This is a genomic window from Carboxylicivirga sp. (genome assembly GCF_982718395.1).
This window is the reverse complement of the sequence record NZ_CEXQWX010000128.1, coordinates 1-17,618: the sequence shown is the minus strand read 5'-3', so window position 1 is coordinate 17,618 and position 17,618 is coordinate 1. Positions and strand designations below refer to the sequence as shown.

Sequence of the window (17,618 nt, the reverse complement as noted above, 5' to 3'; positions counted from 1 at the left end):
TTATTAAAGTAATTGGAGTTGGTGGAGGCGGAAGCAATGCTGTCAACTATATGTATGGCTTGGGTATTAAAGATGTGAACTTTGTGGTTTGCAATACAGATGCACAGGCATTGGAGAGTAGTCCTGTTCCGGTTAAAATACAATTGGGAGAATCCCTGACCGAAGGAAGGGGAGCAGGTAACCGACCAGATAAAGGTCGGGAATCAGCCATTGAAAACCTTGAAGACGTTGTTAGTGTTCTGAAGGAAAATACTAAGATGGTGTTTGTTACAGCAGGAATGGGCGGTGGTACAGGAACCGGAGCTGCACCAATTATTGCGAAAACAGCCAAAGAGATGGGGATACTTACGGTAGGTATTGTCACCATCCCTTTTAAGTTTGAGGGTAAACTCAGGATTACCCAGGCATTGGACGGTATTGCTGAAATGGAGAAAAATGTTGATTCATTATTGATAATTAATAATGAACGATTACGTGAAATGTTTGGCGATCTGAAATTGTCAAATGCCTTCTCCAAGGCCGATGATGTATTGGCTACCGCAGCTAAAGGTATCGCTGAAATAATTACTGTTCATGGTTATATCAACGTGGATTTTGCCGATGTGGAAACCGTGATGAAAGATAGTGGTGTTGCAGTGATGGGCTCAGCTTATGCAGAAGGCGAAAAGCGGGCTTTGGATGCAATTCAGGCCTCATTGGAGTCGCCACTTCTTAATAATAATGAGATACGAGGTGCACGCAATATATTATTGAATATCACTTCAGGAACAGAGGAGATAACGATGGACGAAGTAGGTGAGATAACTGACTACGTTCAGGATGTTGTAGGCGAAGGTGCTTCGATAATATGGGGTACGGGTAATGATGACGGACTTGGAAAACAAGTGTGCGTTACCATTATTGCAACTGGCTTTGTGTCTGAGCAACTCATCGAGCACAGAGTAAGAAAACAGCAGGATAAAGTAACGCGTTTTTCTTTGGATGAAGAAGGACAGGTGACCACAGTTCCTGAGAATGAACAGCTAATAGATTTCTCAGTAAATGAAACCGAAGAGCCAGGTCGGGTAGTGGATTTTGAAGCTGTTGAAAGAAAGAAACAAGAGCGAATTGATGCCTATTACCAACCAGTTGTTCCACAGAATCGTAAATCGGAAGTGGATCATTTTAATCCGTCCAACGATAACTTTATTGATGAAGGATTTGGAACTGCAGGCGCCAGTTATTATAAGACTCAATTGAGTCAGGAAGAGATGGAAGATGAGCGTGTTATCGAACAGATTGAAAACGTTCCTGCGTATAAGAGGCGTCAAATGTCCATTGATCGTCAGCAAGGACAAACAAGGGCAAGTCAGGAAAAAAAGATTAGTCGTTTCTCATTGTCGGATGATCCCCAAAACGGGCCACAGATAAGTAAAGATAATCCTTACCTGCACGATAATGTTGACTAAGAATTAGTATAGTTGAAATTAAGAATTAACGAAGATATTATGAGTTTAGAAGTACAGATAAATACTGACATTAAAGAAGCCATGAAAGCAAAAGATAAAGTTCGACTGGAAGCTTTACGTGGTGTTAAAAAGGAAGTTATTGAGGCGAAAACATCCAAAGGTGCAGCCGAAGAGTTATCTGATGCAGATATCATGAAGATTGTGCAGAAAATGGTGAAGCAAAGAAAAGATGCTGCCGAGTTGTTTAAATCTCAAAATCGTGAAGATCTGGCTGAAAAGGAACTGGCTGAGGTTGACGCGATATCAGGTTACCTGCCAAAGCAACTAACTAAAGAAGAATTGGAGCCAATCGTAAAATCAATTATCGAGAAAGTAGGAGCCACTTCAATGAAAGAGATGGGCAAGGTAATGGGTGTTGCATCCAAAGAATTGGCTGGTAAAGCTGATGGAAAAGATATTTCAGTTGTTGTAAAACAGCTGTTAGGATAAACATAACTCGAAAAATACAGAAAGGTCGGTGCTCAGCGAAGTGTCGGCCTTTCTTTTTGTATATGTATCTGGGTAAACTATCATCACCTCACCTGCTGACTATTAGAAGTATGTAAATGTCAGCTGGTGAGTAATACCGGATGGTTGTTGTAAAACCTCCACTGTGGCACTAGTCCTCTCGTGTGGTTTATTGTTTATCACGCGAAAGGATTCGTGCGATAGCAGTGTTTGTCAGTAGAAAGAAGAGTTTATGCACTTAATCTCACCTGCTGACTATCAGTAGTATGTAAATGTCAGCTGGTGAGTAAAGAAGATTGAAGATTCATTATCAATTTGTAAAAATACCTGACAGGAAAAGTGTCGATACCATTTGGTAACGACGCTTTTTTATTTTTTTCGAAATACCAAATGGTATCCGCCTGTTCCAGACTGAGGGACTGCGATACCATTTGGTATTTGCCTGTTTTAACATTGAAATCACCAATTACCATTTGGTATTTACCTCCCTTCGTGTGGAACAACCAAATACTATTTGGTATTTATACGTTTCAGCCTTTAAACAGCTAAATACCATTTGGTAATGCAATAAACAAGCAAAAAGGATTTTTTGATTTAGCAGAAATGGCTTTAGGAGGCCGGAATAATTTGATCAACTAACATCAGCACCATTACCCACAGATAAAAAGAATTGAAATAGATAAATTGTTGTTTCAATTGTTGATCCGATTTGGAATTGTAGCTCCTGATAACCCATAATACCATGCCTATAGCTGAAGCATAAATCAGCGATGAAATAGCAATATTTGAGATAATATCAAGTATCGGGAAGAACAAGACGGAGACAAAAGTTGCCAGAAACCAGATCAGATTAATTCTTTTCACCTGAGACAAGCCAAGAAGGTCTGTAATCACAGGGAATCCGGCTTTTTTATACTGTTCTTTATACTTTAAAACCAATAACCAAAAATGTGGCATCTGCCCCAGAAAAAAGAAGAATGCTACGAAGTGAATCCGTATATCCTGTATGGAGCCACCTGCAGCAACCCAACCTGCGACAGGAGGGATGGCACCCACCACAGCACCGGGAAATACTGAGAATGCAGTACGTTTTTTCAGAGGTGTATAAATCAGGTTATACCAGATAAGGCCTGTCCAGCCCCAAATAACAGCCATAGCGCCAAAAGGCATTAGCAAAAGTGAGCCTGTAATTAAAAAAGTAACTATTACAAAGATTGCCGTTGATGGTTTGAGTTTCTGCCTTGGAAGCGGTCGTCCTGAAGTTCGTTTCATTAAACAGTCTTCCTTAACTTCCTGTAATTGATTAAGAGCAGAAGCACCGGCTGACATAAAAAAGATTCCTGTGGCAGCCAACAGGCCTTCTGTGCTAAGCTCCTGTTGATAAACAGTAAAGCCAGTGTAGGTGGTTACAGCTATCGGAAGTGATATGCTAAATTTACCAAAAACAGCTAATTCTTTAAATCTGATCATTCTGATAGATATCTAAAGTATTCTAATAGTTGCAAGAACTCTTCTTCAGTCACCTGACCTTCATATGAAAGCATAAGCCCCTTCTCGTAGCCCTTTACTATTTCTACATTAGGCTCGTAGATTGATCGCCTGATGTATGCTTCATCGGCAACAACTTCTATCTCTTCACCATCTCTTATAACAGTCCTGGTCCGGCCCATCATATTTTTATAAGAAGGTCCCACTAGTTTGGTACCATCTGCAGTATGGCAGGCATTGCAACCATATTTTCGCGTAATACTTACACCAGCTTGTCGCGAATCGACTTCAACATTATTGGTCACCAAGGCTGCAGAATCAATTTTCGTAAGTTCATCAAAATCTGCCGCTGGTATTACTTTTACTACAGAGGTCATATAGGAATGACGCAGACCGCAATATTCAGCGCAAAAGATCTCGTATTCTCCTTCCTGACCCGATTCAAACCATATATTGGCTTGTTTGCCGGGAACCATATCCTGTTTAAGCCTAAAGGCGGGAATATACAAGCTGTGTAATACGTCCAGAGAAACTAAATCCAGATTAACCGCCTTGTTTTTTGGAACGTATAGTGTGTCAGTAATTAAGCCGTTTTCATATTGAAAGGTAAAACTCCACATGCGGGCAATGGTTTTAATAGGTATGGCATCGTCCGGGATTTCTTTTTGGAGTTTCCAGCCAGACCATCCATAGTAAAACATGAATAATACTAAGATGGTTGGGATGATGGTCCAGACAACTTCAAGTGTATTACTGCCTTCTATGTGTGAAGCTTCGGCATTCTTACTCTTTCGGTATTTTATTATATAATAGACCATAAAGGCTGTGATACCTACTAAGAACAGGATGGAGATGCCAAAAATGAATATAAACGCAGAATCAACTTGCGTGACAAAATTAGAGGCTTTATTGGTGGTTTGATCAATCATGTTTATCTATAATTATAATCAAGAAAGGTGATAAAAAGAACCAGCGCAACAATGACAAAAACGGCTGCAACAAGTATTTGTATCAGTTTATTATCAAACTTCAGGTGCATAAAGTAGATTAAAACGAGCGTTGATTTTACAGATGCCAGTAATATGGCAGTGAATACCGTTAAGTTGGCCAGCTCGATATATGTTACCCCGACTGAAATTAACGTTAATAGTATTAGTCCTGAAAGGATAGACAGATATAGTTTATAAGGGACGATATGAGTTTCTGATTTATTCATGATATTTTTTTAGGTAATAAGGTAAAAAAGCGGGAATAGGAATATCCATATTAAATCAACCAGGTGCCAGTATAAACCTGAATTATCCAGTAAGACCGGATTCTCGTGAGTTAGTGTGTTATTATTGACACGATAGCATACAATAGTTATTAGGATAAAGCCAACTATAATGTGTAAAGCATGTAAGCCTGTCATGAAAAAGTAAAGACTGAAGAAAAGAGTGTCTCCATGTCCCAAACGAAGCAGATCTTCACTACCTGGGAATATGCCATGCTCGAATTTACCTTTCCATTCAAAATACTTATTGGTCATAAACATAAAGGCCATGAATAAGGTCAACAGGAGCAATAGAATGGTGAACTGCTTATTCTTTAAACGAATGGCAGTACTGGCCATTGCCATGGTAGCACTACTTACCAGAAGGATTATGGTATTAACCATGCCAACTGTCACGCTTAACTCTTCGGCTGCCATATGAAAAGCGACTGGGTTGAGATAGCGATAAACTCCATATACGATGAATAAGCCTGCAAATAGAAGTAATTCGGTAAAGATGAATAACCACATTCCTAATTTAGAAGCTTCGTCATCACGATGTAAATGTGCTGCGCCAATCATAATTCAGTGGTTTTACGGTAATCATAGGGGCTTTTTTCAACAACCGGAATTTCTTCAAAGTTTTCCAGTGTAGGAGGTGAATCAACTGTCCATTCGAGCGTCTTGCCTCCCCAAGGATTCTTCTCTGCTTTTTTACCGCTTCTTGCCGACTTAATAAGATTGAAGAGGATGATGGCTAATCCAAGAAATAGTACCCATGAGCCAATGGTTGAAATAACATTGGGGCCATGGAAGTTGTCTACGTAATCATAGTAACGACGAGGCATGCCTGTTACACCAAGGAAAAACATGGGCAGGTAAAGGGTACAAAAGCCAATAAAAAAGATAATCCAGCCTGTTGTGGCTAATTGGCTATTGTACATGCGTCCCCATATTTTTGGAAACCAATAATGAACAGCCCCCATAAAAGCAAAACCAACTCCTCCAAAAACGATGAAATGGAAATGGCCTACTACAAAGGCTGTGTCGTGTAAATGAACATTAGTTGCTAATGCTCCAAGAGCCAACCCGGATAAACCACCAATCATAAACACAAACAGGAAGGAGGCAGCCCAGAAGAAAGGAGCCTCTAACTGAATGGAGGCTTTGTGAAGTGTGCCTACCCAGTTAAACACTTTGATCGCACTTGGTATGGCCACAAGAAAAGTCAGTAAGGAGAAAGTATAAAGTGCAGTTCCACTCATGCCTGAAGTGAACATGTGATGTCCCCACACGAAATAACCAACAAATGCAATGGCTAAAGTAGATATAACCAATGCCTTATACCCGAATATGGTTTTATTGGCAAAAGTTGGAATAATCTCAGAAATGGCACCCATGGCAGGTAATATCATAATGTAAACGGCCGGGTGGGAATAGATCCAGAATAGGTGTTGGTATAGAATAGGATCACCACCTAATGCCGGATCGAAAAATCCGATGTTTAAAACTCTTTCACCAACAATCATTAACAAGGTAATTCCTACAATAGGGGTTGCCAGGATCTGAATCCAGCCTGTTCCGTATAGAGTCCAGGGAAACAACGGCATTTTAAACCATGTCATACCAGGCGCACGAAGGCGATGGATAGTTACAATAAAGTTAATGCCGGTCAGTATCGATGAAAAACCTAAAATAAATGCTCCTAACACAGCAGGCAGCATATTAGTGTTGGTTTTGAATGCGTAAGGCGCATAAAATGTCCAGCCCGTATCAGGAGGTCCGCCTCCCATAAAAAGGGATGAAAGGGCGATAATGGCACCAAACACGTAAATCCACCACGAAAACAGGTTTAATTTCGGAAAAGCAACATCTTTAGCTCCAATCATTATGGGGAGTAAAAAGTTCCCAAAAACAGCGGGTAATCCCGGAACGACAACCAGGAAGATCATTATGACTCCATGGAGTGTGAAAATGGCATTATAGGTGGCCGGATCCATAACAGTTCTGCCAGGTGCCAACAGTTCCAGCCTCATGGCAATACCTAAAAGAACACCGATTAAAAAAAAGCTGACGATAGAATACAGGTAAAGCAGACCGATACGTTTGTGATCTGTTGAAAAGATCCAGGCAAATATGCCCTTATAGGGGCCTTGTTCTCTAAAGCTCAGATTGGTTTGATCAGACATATAATAAATGATTTAGGTTTTTACTGTTCGTTTAGGTTTAATGGTTAGTACCAAAAGAACCAGGCCGGCGATGATGATGATAAGAATACCCGCCACTTTTGTGATATTGAGGACATAAGTCTGTCCGGCAGGGTCATAGCTGTAGCAAAACTGCAAAATGCGGTTGACTGTTGGTCCCGGTATGCCTTTTGAAGCCTCGATAACAGCCAGTTTAAGCTCAAATGGTAAAAAATATGTGCCATTCAGGTAGCGGGTAATCTTGCCATCTGGGCTGATAAGGATTAATCCTGCTGTGTGTATAAAATCATTGCCGGTTTTCTTGTAGCTGAATCCCGTGGCATTTGTCAGTCTGGATACATTGGCACTATCAGCGGTAAAAAACAACCAACCTTCTTCCATACCTTCTTTTTTCACAATCAATGAGTAGTTGTTGCGTTTCTTTTCGGCCAGTTGGTATGATTCGCTGTAATCAAAACTTACAGTAACAATTTGGTAATCTTTACCCAGTTGCATATCCGACAGGTTAACAACTTCGGTAATGCCATCCATTAAAGGTGTGCAAACACCAGGACAGCGATAATAAACGAAATTTAATACCGTCGGTTTAGCATTGATAATGGAAGAAAGTGGAACTGTATCTCCTGCAATATTAATGACAGAAATATCTTTGGGAAGATATTCGCCAAGTCGTTCGTTTATGCCTATTTTTTGAGCATTGGCAGGAATTATCAGAATGATAAATGCAAAGAGGCATGAGGTTAGTTGTTGCTTCATAATGGCGATAATGAGTGTGATAAAGTATAAAAATACCTCATTATCTTATAAAAGGCAATGCCATTATGAAAAAGATTTAAGAGATTTAAAAATTAGTTTTAAAGGGATTCAGGATGCCTAATTAAATAAATCGAAATGCTTGATTCCTTGTTGTTATAAACTCATAACACCTTCGATAGAAGCAACTTTACTGGTCACATCTATTATGGCATTGGCACTTTTCATACTGACTTTGCATGTTACTGAGACATACTTAAGGTTCTTTGTATGTTTATAGGTAACGTTGCCATGTTTAGGCAATAATTCAACAACTTGTTTTACTTTATTTCCTTCATTAGGAACAATAAACTTGAACATATAAAGCATTGGCCATTTTTTGTTTTGGGCTAGCAATTCTTTCAGTTTAGCGTAATCTTGCATTGACATTTCTTAGTTTTAGAATGCAAAAATAATCTAAAAAGGTAAGCGCATGAAGTTAGAAACTGTTTAAGTTTTATCCTTTGGTTTATTTTGGCGACTTAAGCCCTCATACTTCTGCAAAAAATCTTTAAATAGCCCTGCTATTGTTCATCCGTAATTGTTTTTAATGGCATTCACGAACTTACGTTTCGCATCATTTTTGCCTTGTTTAAGAACTTAATTAGCTCCGCTGAACGTTGTTTCATCCAAAATAACTCTCAAAAACAAAATTTAAACAGTTTCTTAATATTGAATAGTTGTATATTTAATTGATATAAACCAATCAAGAAAATTGAATTATGAAGAAATTACAGATGCTTGTTTTTATCATGACTTTCATTGTTAGTGCTTTTGCTCAAACGAATGAAAAGGAGATTGAAGCTATTAAAAAAGTAATACAATCGGCCTATGTTGAAGGAATCCAAAATGAAGGCAATATATCAAAGATAGATGCGGGTATACATCAGGATTTTAATCTCTTGGGAATAGGAGAGGGAGGCAAAATATGGAAGCTGCCCATTGACGATTGGAAGAAAAAGGTGATGGACCGAAAGAAAAATGGTCAGTTGCCACGTAGTAAGGATAAACTTATTAGCGTAAAGTTTTTATCAGTTGACGTTACAGGAACAGCTGCCGTTGCAAAATTTGAATTTTATGTGGCGGATGAACTGAAATATATTGATTATATCTCATTGTATAAATTCGAGGACGGGTGGAAACTGGTCAGTAAAATCTTTTACAAGTTTGAGGACTAATACAGTTGACCCGAAACATAAAACCATATCCCTTTTTCATTTTTACGAAAAAGGGATTTTTCATGTATAGCTTGTAGTTGGCCTTGTTCAAGATAGATGGCCTTAAACTCAACTATTCCATCGGTGTCATTAATAGCTCCATGTTTAGTATTTAGAATTGTCAAGCCCATCCATTGTACCGATTTTGTCCAATTTAATATCTCCTGCCTGTCTTTTACAGGGCGTGTACTAATGTGATGCGTTTTCATCAGGTAATCAACATCTGCTAATGTAAAGGCGGTGTATCTTGAGCGCATCAATTGCTCGGCTGTAGGTGGAGCTACGTTATCGCTAATAAAAGGCTTGCAGCATTCTTCATAAGCCATGTTAGAGCAGCATGGACATTTACTATTGTTGTTCAACGTCAAAATAATATGGGTTTTTCATGATACGTTCTTCAACCGTATCAAAACTTTTGTGCCATTTGCTGGCGAAAAATAGAATCTGCGGTTTTTTAAGTCCATCAGCAATTCGATAGATAATTGCATGATGGGTATTACCTATCACGGTTTCGGCATCATCTACAATTAACATTTTTACTTTAGTCATAGGTACACCATTGATGTTAACTAACTCCGTCAGGCGTTTAGGTGTGCAGATGAGAATATCCAAACCGTCATAAATCTCATCTTTCTGATATTGTAAAATGCCTTGGTCAAATGCAACAAAAGTTCTGAGGTTCGTGTATTTTCCCAATACCTTGAACTGTTCTTCCATCTCAAAGGCCTTTTCTTTGCTGGATGTGATAATGATGGCTCTGGGGGCTTCCTCAAATGCTTCTTTTAGTTGCTGAATGACGCCGATTGTGATGCAAGTCGATTTACCATCCTTTTCGGGGGCGATGCAAAACAAATCAGCACCTGACTTTATTTTCGGAATGCTTAATGATTGTATTTCCTTAGGGTTGGTGTCAAAACCAGCTTCTGATATTCCTGATGCCAGTTGAGGTGATAGCTTTTTAATTTTCATACGGTACTCAAATTGCAAATGCAAAGATGGGTAAAAGTAATAAAACAAAAATGGCCTTTGCGAAAAAGGCCATTGCATTATTTATGTGACAAGTAATTGTACCTTGCCGTAAACAATTATTTTCTATTTAAGCATAATAGGCAATTAATCTTTTGCCCGTATACATTTCAATGCTGTTGTTTGATCCTTCTTTAACTTGAAAACTAAATTCGGGATCCTTCTTTTCCAGGAATTGATGCAATCGCTGAATTAATATTGAAGCTTTATTGTTATTGCGTTTTGTAATAAAACTATCTAATGCAATTAAAAATGATATTTGCTTATTCTTGGCGTTTGATGTTATACGAAGATTCATAGCTGACATTTTTAAATTTACTTTTGACGAGTATACTTCTTTTATTGATTAAGGTTTGCTTTTTAACAATTAATAACGTTCTATCGGTCAACGAATACTAGCAGCAAAAAATATCTAATCAATTGGAAGCTACATCTAAAGAATGATCAGCAATTAATGTGCCAAAATATATTGGCATTTAAAGGAGGTAATGGGGGTAAAGTTAGCGGTGTTAACTATGATGTTAACACCGCTTTGTGTAGATATTAGGAGTTTGTAGTTGTTGGCCCTGCTTTCTCAAGTTCTTGTCCTTGAGGAGTATCAGTATACTTCTTGAAATTAGAAATGAACTTTTTAGCTAAATCATTTGCTCTGTTCTCCCATTCTGCCGGATTGTTATATGTATTTCGCGGATCCATAATATCAGCGTTAACATCGTGAAGCTTTTTGGGGATTTCAAGATTGAAAACCGGAATGGTTGATGTTTCTGCATCTTCAATTGAGCCATCCAGAATAGCATCGATAATTGCTCTTGTATCTTTTATAGATATTCGTTTGCCAGTTCCATTCCACCCTGTATTTACTAAATAGGCTTTAGCTCCGTGTTGCTCCATTTTCTTGACCAACTCAGTACCGTATTGTGTTGGGTGAAGTGATAGGAATGCTTCACCAAAACAAGCAGAGAAAGTAGGTCGGGGTTCAGTGACCCCTAGTTCGGTCCCTGCCAGCTTAGCTGTAAAGCCTGAAAGGAAATGGTATTGCGTTTGTTCCGGTGTTAACTTCGAAACAGGTGGCATAACACCAAAGGCATCAGCTGTAAGGAATATGACCTTATTGGCATGTCCTGCTTTGGAAATCGGTTTAACAATGTTATTGATGTGATGAATGGGGTATGATACCCTTGTGTTTTCAGTTACAGAGTTATCGCTAAAGTCAATCTTTCCATCGGCTTTAACTGTTACATTTTCCAGCAATGCATCTTTTCTGATAGCATTATAAATATCAGGTTCGCTTTCTCTGTCCAGATTAATTGTTTTAGCGTAACAGCCGCCCTCGAAGTTAAAGACTCCTTCGTCATCCCAACCATGTTCATCATCGCCAATCAATTCGCGTTTTGGATCTGTTGACAGGGTTGTTTTTCCTGTTCCTGATAAACCAAAGAAGATAGTAACATCTCCATTTTTACCTTTGTTGGCCGAGCAGTGCATGGAAGCCATTCCTTTAAGCGGCAAATAATAATTCATCATTGCGAAAATGCCCTTTTTCATTTCACCTCCATACCAGGTGCCACCAATAATCTGCATGCGCTCGGTAAGATTAAACATGGTGAAAACTTCTGAGTTAAGACCGTGCTGTTTCCAATTTTTATTTGAGGCCTTTGATGCATTTAAAACAACAAAATCTGGTTCTCCATAATTGGCCAGTTCTTTTTCGCTTGGGCGGATAAACATGTTCTTGACAAAATGTGCCTGCCAGGCCACTTCAGTTACAAAGCGTACTTTTAACCTGGTGTTGGCGTTAGCACCGCAAAATGTATCAACAACATATAGTTTTTTTCCGGTTAAGTGATTACAAACATCTTTTTTGATATCAGACCAGACTTCTTGCGTAACCGGCTTGTTGTCGTTTTTAGAGCGTTCTGAGGTCCACCAGATGGTGTCTTTTGTTATATCATCACATACAATGTATTTATCTTTTGGGGAGCGACCTGTGAATTTACCAGTCATCACATTGATGGCGCCTAATTCTGTTACTTGGCCTTTTTCATATCCTTCCAGCTCAGTATTTAATTCATCTAAGTATAAATCTTCATAAGACGGATTGTGAATTACCGTTTTTGCTTTGGTAATACCATACTTGTTTAAATTCACCGTAGACTTGACTGCTTCCATTTCGTGTTTTGTTAATTGGGGTTTGCTTTCAAATTGAAATTAAAATCTGATTTAGTGTGTTTTAATTGTGATTTAAATATGCGTATATCTTTTAAAAATTAACTAAATAAAACAAATAATAACAAATTAGTACAAATAAAAATACTGAAATAGTTCTTTATTATCAGGTAATTAAGAAGTATATCAGTATGTGCTGTGAATTGAAGTGCTAAGATTTGTAATTTGTTATAAAATAAACAAATTATTTGTCAACTTTGTTTTTGTAAGTTATGTAACTATCAGATATAGAGCGATAAAAATTTAATTAAAGAAAAATATATTCAATATGACTTAAGAATTGTAATTAAATTGTCGTTTTATCCAGAAATATTTCTATTAATTAAACTTAATTCTTTTGTAATTGATTGTTTTTTAGAGAGGTGTTGATTTTGGTATTTTTTATGTGTTACCTTCGAAATTGGTTATAAACTAACGTTAGACTCTTGTATCATTAGTTTGTCTTTAGAATAATTTTAATTGATCGCATTCTTTTTTATAACCTTCCAGTTCTAATAACTTAGTTTTGGCCGATAAACCACCTGCATATCCGACTAGCTTACCATCACTGCCAATTACTCTATGGCATGGAACGATGATAGATATTGCATTAGCTCCATTGGCTGAAGCGACCGCCCTGATTGCTTTAACATCTCCCAGTTCTTTTGATAATTCAAGATAACTTCTTGTTTGACCATGGGGAATGTTTAAAAGTGCATTCCATACCTTTTTTTGAAATGTTGTGCCAACCATCAATAATGGAATGGTAAATTCTGTTAATTCACCATTCGTATAGGCTTCAATCTGTTCAATGGTTTGGTTGATAATCAGTGATGGTTCTTCCCGATATTCAGCATTTAAACCTTTACATATACGATTATCAATTGATTGGCGCATCTTTCTGTATCGCCAGTCGCATATGCACAATTGATTGTTAAAGGAACCAATAATTAATTCTCCAAAAGAACAGTTGTAGTATTGAATGGAAATGGTTGACATTTAAAAAGTGGTAATGGTTTAACTGGCAATATATAAAAAGAAAAGATGCGATTTAATGATTAATCATATAAACCGCATCTTTAAAAAGTGTTGTTAACTATAAACCTTGACGGTTATAACTTAGCAAAGAAGTCATTTCCTTTATCGTCAACGATAATAAAGGCCGGGAAGTTTTCCACGCGAATTTTTCTGACAGCCTCCATTCCTAATTCCTCAAAATCTACTATTTCAACAGATTTGATGCTGCTTTTGGCTAAAATTGCAGCAGGGCCGCCGATTGAGCCAAGGTAAAAACCACCATTTGCTTTACAGGCATCTGTGACAGCTTGTGAGCGATTGCCCTTAGCAAGCATAATCATAGAACCACCTTGTTTCTGGAATATGTCTACATATGGGTCCATTCGACCTGCTGTTGTCGGACCAAAACTACCGGAAGCCATTCCTTTTGGAGTTTTGGCAGGACCAGCGTAATAAACCGGGTGGTTTTTAAAATACTCTGGCATTGCCTGGCCTTCATCCAGCATTTGTTTAATGCGGGCATGCGCAATATCGCGAGCTACAATGAGTGTTCCTGATAGATTCAAACGTGTTTTAATAGGATATTTGGTAAGTTCCTTTAAAACGTCTTCCATTGGTTGATCAAGATCAATGTCAATAGCGGGTGCCATGTGAGGTGCTTCCTTTGGAACGAAACGTGAAGGATTTTTCTCAAGTTCCTCTACGAAAATACCTTCTTCAGTAATTTTAGCTTTGATGTTTCTGTCAGCACTACAACTTACGCCAAGACCTACCGGACATGATGCTGCGTGACGAGGCATACGTATCACCTTTACATCGTGCACAAAATACTTACCACCAAACTGAGCCCCGATTGTACTCTCCTGACATATCTTCTGCACTTTTTCTTCCCATTCTAAATCACGGAATGCTTGTCCGCCTTCATTTCCTTCGGTTGGCAGATGATCAAAATAACCAGCCGATGCTTTTTTAACAGCAGCCAAAGTTGCTTCTGCTGAAGTACCACCAATTACTAAAGCAAGGTGATAAGGAGGACATGCGGAGGTACCAAGGTCCTTAATTTTGTCCTGCACAAACTTGGTAAGGTTCTCTTCCGTTAAAAGAGCTTTGGTTTGTTGATACAAGAATGTTTTATTACCAGAACCGCCACCTTTTGTCATAAACAAAAAGTCGTACTGGTTGCCTTGTTCCGAGTAAATATCGATTTGCGCCGGCAGGTTCGTACCCGTGTTTTTCTCTTCAAACATTGAAAAAGGCACTACTTGTGAGTAACGCAAATTCTTGTCTTGGTATGTTTCGAATACACCCTTTGAGAGGTGCTCGGCATCGTTAGCTCCGGTAAATACATTTTCTCCTTTTTTGCCAATAACAATGGCCGTACCTGTATCCTGGCAGGTTGGAAGTTCCCCTTCAGCAGTTACCACCTGATTCATTAGCATGGTATGTGCCACAAAACGGTCATTATCCGAAGCTTCTTCATCTTGAAGAATATTAGCAAGCTTCTGTAAGTGACCAGGGCGCAAATAAAAAGAAACATCTGAAAAAGCTTCTTTTGATAAAAGCTCTAATCCTTTCGGATCAACCTTCAGAATTTTTCTTCCGTCTACCTCAATGGTTGAAACATAATCTTTGGTTATTAACCGGTAAGGAGTTTCGTCTTTTAAAATTGGAAAAGGTTTTTGGTATTTAAAATCAGCCATAACTTTGAAATTGGTTATTTGGCAGAAGTCATTAGTCAAAGAAATTTAAAAATTACAGACTATTGGCTTAAGCAAGATTTATATAATCATTTATAAAATAATCTCTACTAAATATGAGTTCATGTTGTGCAAATCTAAAATTTAATTCATTATTCATTAAAGAAAAAGTGCATCAATTACAGTTAAAAAAATATAAAGCCATGCGTTCATTAAGTTTTGAATGGCTTAGCAGTTTTTCTATCTTTCCTTAATGAAAAATATTGAAAACCTAATCATCGAATTTAGTGAGTTTATTTGGGGAACGCCATTATTAATACTACTTCTTGGTGGCGGATTCTTTTTTATGATTTATAGTCGCTTAATGCCTTTTCGTTACATTGCCCATGCGGTGGATATATTAAGAGGTAAATATGATGATCCGGATGAAGCCGGACAGATTAATCATTTTCAGGCTCTATCTACTGCATTAGCTGCTACTGTTGGTATGGGTAATATTAGTGGAGTAGCAGTTGCCATTACAGCAGGTGGTCCCGGAGCCATATTCTGGATGTGGATTAGTGCTATACTTGGTGTTTCAACAAAATTCTTTACGGGCACCCTGGCCGTGATGTTCAGAGGTAAAGACGATAGAGGTGAAGTGCAGGGAGGTCCAATGTATATTATAACAGAAGGCCTGGGCAAAAAGTGGAAACCTTTAGCTATGTTTTTTGCTGTGGCGGCAATGTTTGCTGTTTTTCCGGTTTTTCAGAGTAATCAGTTAACACAAGTGTTTCGAGATATTGTATTGCAACCCAACGGCATTGAAACAGGTTTTACAAGCGATCTTGTCTCTGGTTTGATTATCGCTGTTTGTATGTCTGTGGTAATTTTTGGAGGTATTAAAAGGATTGGAAAAGTTACTGCCAGTATTGTGCCCTTTATGGTATTATTATACGTGTTGGTTGTCTTGTTTATTATTTTTTCTCATCCCGATCAGTTATTGGATGCCGTTCTACTAATACTTAAAGATGCATTTGAAGCCGAAGCAGTACTTGGTGGGGCTGTTGGTATTATTATTATCACAGGTATCAAGCGGGCAGCTTTTTCAAATGAAGCAGGTATTGGTACAGCTCCACTAGCTCATGGTGCTGCAAAAACCAATGAACCGGTAAGGGAAGGATTGGTAGCTATGCTTGGACCAATTGTTGACACTTTGATTGTTTGTACGATGACGGCCTTGGCCATTTTAGTAACCGGAGTTTGGCAGACAAGTGATGCGGATGGTATAACTTTAACAGCCTTAGCATTTGAAAAGGCAATTCCGACCTATGGACCATATTTGCTGATTCTATGTGTTATATTTTTTGCGCTTTCTACCTTATTTGCTTTTCCTTATTATGGCAATAAGTGCTCGTCATATTTGTTTGGGACTAAATCGAAAAATCTCTATAATGTTGTAAGCGTGATCAGTGCTGTAATAGCAGCGGTTGTATCCATTGATGTAGTGATCGCATTTATTGATTCTGCCTACGCTTTGATGGCTTTTCCAAATATGATTGCAGCCATTATTCTTGCACCACACGTAAAACGTGCTACGAGTCGTTATTTTAAACGTTTGAAGTCTGAAAAAAGAAAAACTAATCAGTCTGTAACTATTGACAACAAGTAATCGTCATATTTATTAGACACATAAACTTAAGCATATGAGAAAATTTACTACGGTTGTATTAGCATTAATATTAGCAAGCATTTCTTTTGCACAGGAAAAAGAAATACGAAAGGTTAGCGATTTTTCTGGAATAAGTGTTTCATCAGGTATTGACTTGTATGTTACCCAGTCATCTGACTCAAAAGTGGAGGTCGTATGTAAAAAAGATGATTTACATCGATTGAAAACTGAAGTGGAAGGAAACACATTGAAGGTGTATATGAAGGGAAATAATAGTTGGAGCTGGAATAGGAAAACGGCGCCTAAAGTGTATGTATCCTGCCAGCATGTGAAAAACCTGGTGTCGAGTGGAGGCTCTGATATATATGGGCAAAATGTGATTGTTGAGCCTTATATGAAAATTAGCTCAAGTGGAGGTTCTGATATTTACATTGAGGTGAAAGCGGAAGAATTGAAATTAACAACATCGGGTGGTTCTGATATTAAAATAAAAGGAACAACAGATAAACTTTTGGCTTCTTCAAGTGGTGGCTCAGATATAAATGCCCGTGAATTAAAAGCACAGGTTGTTAAAGTAACCACATCGGGAGGATCAGATGCTATTGTGTGGGCAGGTAAAGAAATTGTTGCTAATGCCAGTGGAGGAAGTGATATTGTTTATTACGGTAATCCGGAGCATAAGAATTTAAATGAATCAGGTGCCGGTGATATTAGTCAGCGTTAGCAGCTTGGATAAAATGAGTTAAGGGTCGTGTCATTAATATGATACGACCTTTTCATTTATGCAGATTGATTGGTGTTGTTGTGTCAATGCCTTAAATCTAATATTGAATTCTGTTTATTAAGATGATGTACAAATTAGAAAGATGTTAGCAGGTGTTTAACAAAAACGCTATATTCAAAGAAAAAAATTAATGCGCCTGTCCCTCATACTTTTGTTGATTTGTTCAACTTGCGTAACAGTATACGCTCAATTACCCGATTGCCAGATAAATAATCGTGTTACTTCTGTTAAGTTTACCGAAGGAAAAATTGTTGAATATTCACAAATAGAAATTCAGATAAATTCTGCAAAAGGAACTGAATTTGCTGAAATTGAAATCCCCTTCAC

General features: G+C 38.1%; 19 protein-coding genes. 6 read left to right on the top strand and 13 right to left on the bottom strand.

Annotated features, from left to right (window positions below; all coding sequences use genetic code 11):
* Positions 1 to 2: 2 nt before the first annotated feature.
* Both ftsZ and AC4MRQ_RS19070 read left to right on the top strand, forming a co-directional pair.
* Positions 3 to 1,448, top strand: a complete 1,446-nt coding sequence (ftsZ, locus tag AC4MRQ_RS19075) for a cell division protein FtsZ (RefSeq protein ID WP_491199306.1) — start codon at positions 3 to 5, stop codon at positions 1,446 to 1,448.
* 39 nt (positions 1,449 to 1,487) lie between these two features.
* Positions 1,488 to 1,937, top strand: coding sequence for a GatB/YqeY domain-containing protein (locus AC4MRQ_RS19070; RefSeq protein WP_491199305.1), 450 nt, complete (start codon positions 1,488 to 1,490; stop codon positions 1,935 to 1,937).
* A gap of 627 nt (positions 1,938 to 2,564) precedes the next feature.
* On the opposite strand, the gene AC4MRQ_RS19065 is transcribed toward AC4MRQ_RS19070, so the two are convergent.
* The 7 genes from AC4MRQ_RS19065 to AC4MRQ_RS19035 all read right to left on the bottom strand — a co-directional run bounded on the left by AC4MRQ_RS19065 (position 2,565) and on the right by AC4MRQ_RS19035 (position 8,084).
* A complete protein-coding gene (locus AC4MRQ_RS19065; RefSeq protein WP_491199304.1) occupies positions 2,565 to 3,425 on the bottom strand; it encodes a protoheme IX farnesyltransferase in 861 nt (286 codons plus the stop codon).
* The gene (coxB, locus tag AC4MRQ_RS19060) at positions 3,422 to 4,372 is read right to left on the bottom strand and encodes a cytochrome c oxidase subunit II (protein ID WP_491199303.1); all 951 of its coding nucleotides are present in this window, start codon (positions 4,370 to 4,372) and stop codon (positions 3,422 to 3,424) included. Before coxB ends, AC4MRQ_RS19065 begins: the two co-directional genes overlap by 4 nt.
* 2 nt (positions 4,373 to 4,374) lie before the next feature.
* The gene (locus AC4MRQ_RS19055; RefSeq protein ID WP_491199302.1) at positions 4,375 to 4,659 is read right to left on the bottom strand and encodes a cytochrome C oxidase subunit IV family protein; all 285 of its coding nucleotides are present in this window, start codon (positions 4,657 to 4,659) and stop codon (positions 4,375 to 4,377) included.
* A 9-nt stretch (positions 4,660 to 4,668) separates the two neighbouring features.
* Positions 4,669 to 5,277: a cytochrome c oxidase subunit 3 gene (locus AC4MRQ_RS19050; protein WP_491199301.1), complete on the bottom strand. Its 609-nt coding sequence runs from the start codon at positions 5,275 to 5,277 to the stop codon at positions 4,669 to 4,671.
* Entirely contained in the window at positions 5,274 to 6,884 is a 1,611-nt protein-coding gene (locus AC4MRQ_RS19045) for a cytochrome c oxidase subunit I (RefSeq protein ID WP_491199300.1), read from the bottom strand. Before AC4MRQ_RS19045 ends, AC4MRQ_RS19050 begins: the two co-directional genes overlap by 4 nt.
* A gap of 12 nt (positions 6,885 to 6,896) precedes the next feature.
* Positions 6,897 to 7,658 carry an SCO family protein gene (locus tag AC4MRQ_RS19040; protein WP_491199299.1) on the bottom strand — a complete coding sequence of 254 codons (762 nt, stop codon included), beginning with the start codon at positions 7,656 to 7,658 and terminating at the stop codon, positions 6,897 to 6,899.
* Between the two features lie 153 nt (positions 7,659 to 7,811).
* A complete protein-coding gene (locus AC4MRQ_RS19035) occupies positions 7,812 to 8,084 on the bottom strand; it encodes a DUF493 family protein (protein WP_491199298.1) in 273 nt (90 codons plus the stop codon).
* A 332-nt stretch (positions 8,085 to 8,416) separates the two neighbouring features.
* Here AC4MRQ_RS19035 and AC4MRQ_RS19030 point away from each other — a divergent pair, with 332 nt between their 5' ends.
* Positions 8,417 to 8,872 carry a nuclear transport factor 2 family protein gene (locus tag AC4MRQ_RS19030; protein ID WP_491199297.1) on the top strand — a complete coding sequence of 152 codons (456 nt, stop codon included), beginning with the start codon at positions 8,417 to 8,419 and terminating at the stop codon, positions 8,870 to 8,872.
* Here the strand turns inward: AC4MRQ_RS19030 and AC4MRQ_RS19025 are convergent.
* The 6 genes from AC4MRQ_RS19025 to AC4MRQ_RS19000 form a co-directional block, all read right to left on the bottom strand.
* Entirely contained in the window at positions 8,869 to 9,237 is a 369-nt protein-coding gene (locus AC4MRQ_RS19025; RefSeq protein ID WP_491199296.1) for a YchJ family protein, read from the bottom strand. The two genes, AC4MRQ_RS19030 and AC4MRQ_RS19025, sit on opposite strands and share 4 nt — an antisense overlap.
* A gap of 22 nt (positions 9,238 to 9,259) precedes the next feature.
* Entirely contained in the window at positions 9,260 to 9,880 is a 621-nt protein-coding gene (locus tag AC4MRQ_RS19020) for a DEAD/DEAH box helicase (RefSeq protein WP_491199295.1), read from the bottom strand.
* A gap of 127 nt (positions 9,881 to 10,007) precedes the next feature.
* Entirely contained in the window at positions 10,008 to 10,235 is a 228-nt protein-coding gene (locus AC4MRQ_RS19015) for a hypothetical protein (protein WP_491199294.1), read from the bottom strand.
* A gap of 245 nt (positions 10,236 to 10,480) precedes the next feature.
* Entirely contained in the window at positions 10,481 to 12,106 is a 1,626-nt protein-coding gene (gene pckA / locus AC4MRQ_RS19010) for a phosphoenolpyruvate carboxykinase (ATP) (RefSeq protein ID WP_491199293.1), read from the bottom strand.
* Positions 12,107 to 12,607: 501 nt separating this feature from the next.
* A complete protein-coding gene (locus AC4MRQ_RS19005) occupies positions 12,608 to 13,141 on the bottom strand; it encodes a methylated-DNA--[protein]-cysteine S-methyltransferase (RefSeq protein WP_491199292.1) in 534 nt (177 codons plus the stop codon).
* Between the two features lie 113 nt (positions 13,142 to 13,254).
* Positions 13,255 to 14,859 carry a fumarate hydratase gene (locus AC4MRQ_RS19000; protein ID WP_491199291.1) on the bottom strand — a complete coding sequence of 535 codons (1,605 nt, stop codon included), beginning with the start codon at positions 14,857 to 14,859 and terminating at the stop codon, positions 13,255 to 13,257.
* Between the two features lie 250 nt (positions 14,860 to 15,109).
* Here AC4MRQ_RS19000 and AC4MRQ_RS18995 point away from each other — a divergent pair, with 250 nt between their 5' ends.
* The 3 genes from AC4MRQ_RS18995 to AC4MRQ_RS18985 form a co-directional block, all read left to right on the top strand.
* On the top strand, positions 15,110 to 16,507 hold the full coding sequence (locus tag AC4MRQ_RS18995) for an alanine/glycine:cation symporter family protein (protein WP_491199290.1): 1,398 nt from the start codon (positions 15,110 to 15,112) through the stop codon (positions 16,505 to 16,507).
* 34 nt (positions 16,508 to 16,541) lie between these two features.
* Positions 16,542 to 17,231: a head GIN domain-containing protein gene (locus AC4MRQ_RS18990; RefSeq protein WP_491199289.1), complete on the top strand. Its 690-nt coding sequence runs from the start codon at positions 16,542 to 16,544 to the stop codon at positions 17,229 to 17,231.
* Between the two features lie 190 nt (positions 17,232 to 17,421).
* Positions 17,422 to 17,618 (top strand): hypothetical protein (locus AC4MRQ_RS18985; RefSeq protein WP_491199288.1); only part of this gene is annotated, 197 nt, incomplete at its 3' end.

Excerpts from the sequence above, each read along its gene's own strand:
- AC4MRQ_RS19015 (WP_491199294.1), bottom strand. The coding sequence starts at position 10,235 with ATGAATCTTCGTATAACATCAAACGCCAAGAATAAGCAAATATCATTT.
- AC4MRQ_RS19000 (WP_491199291.1), bottom strand. The coding sequence starts at position 14,859 with ATGGCTGATTTTAAATACCAAAAACCTTTTCCAATTTTAAAAGACGAA.
- AC4MRQ_RS19025 (WP_491199296.1), bottom strand. The coding sequence starts at position 9,237 with ATGGCTTATGAAGAATGCTGCAAGCCTTTTATTAGCGATAACGTAGCT.
- AC4MRQ_RS19030 (WP_491199297.1), top strand. The coding sequence starts at position 8,417 with ATGAAGAAATTACAGATGCTTGTTTTTATCATGACTTTCATTGTTAGT.
- AC4MRQ_RS19065 (WP_491199304.1), bottom strand. The coding sequence starts at position 3,425 with ATGATCAGATTTAAAGAATTAGCTGTTTTTGGTAAATTTAGCATATCA.
- AC4MRQ_RS18995 (WP_491199290.1), top strand. The coding sequence starts at position 15,110 with ATGAAAAATATTGAAAACCTAATCATCGAATTTAGTGAGTTTATTTGG.
- AC4MRQ_RS18990 (WP_491199289.1), top strand. The coding sequence starts at position 16,542 with ATGAGAAAATTTACTACGGTTGTATTAGCATTAATATTAGCAAGCATT.
- coxB (WP_491199303.1), bottom strand. The coding sequence starts at position 4,372 with ATGATTGATCAAACCACCAATAAAGCCTCTAATTTTGTCACGCAAGTT.
- AC4MRQ_RS19070 (WP_491199305.1), top strand. The coding sequence starts at position 1,488 with ATGAGTTTAGAAGTACAGATAAATACTGACATTAAAGAAGCCATGAAA.
- AC4MRQ_RS19050 (WP_491199301.1), bottom strand. The coding sequence starts at position 5,277 with ATGATTGGCGCAGCACATTTACATCGTGATGACGAAGCTTCTAAATTA.
- AC4MRQ_RS19035 (WP_491199298.1), bottom strand. The coding sequence starts at position 8,084 with ATGTCAATGCAAGATTACGCTAAACTGAAAGAATTGCTAGCCCAAAAC.
- pckA (WP_491199293.1), bottom strand. The coding sequence starts at position 12,106 with ATGGAAGCAGTCAAGTCTACGGTGAATTTAAACAAGTATGGTATTACC.
- AC4MRQ_RS19055 (WP_491199302.1), bottom strand. The coding sequence starts at position 4,659 with ATGAATAAATCAGAAACTCATATCGTCCCTTATAAACTATATCTGTCT.
- AC4MRQ_RS19020 (WP_491199295.1), bottom strand. The coding sequence starts at position 9,880 with ATGAAAATTAAAAAGCTATCACCTCAACTGGCATCAGGAATATCAGAA.
- AC4MRQ_RS19005 (WP_491199292.1), bottom strand. The coding sequence starts at position 13,141 with ATGTCAACCATTTCCATTCAATACTACAACTGTTCTTTTGGAGAATTA.
- AC4MRQ_RS19045 (WP_491199300.1), bottom strand. The coding sequence starts at position 6,884 with ATGTCTGATCAAACCAATCTGAGCTTTAGAGAACAAGGCCCCTATAAG.
- AC4MRQ_RS19040 (WP_491199299.1), bottom strand. The coding sequence starts at position 7,658 with ATGAAGCAACAACTAACCTCATGCCTCTTTGCATTTATCATTCTGATA.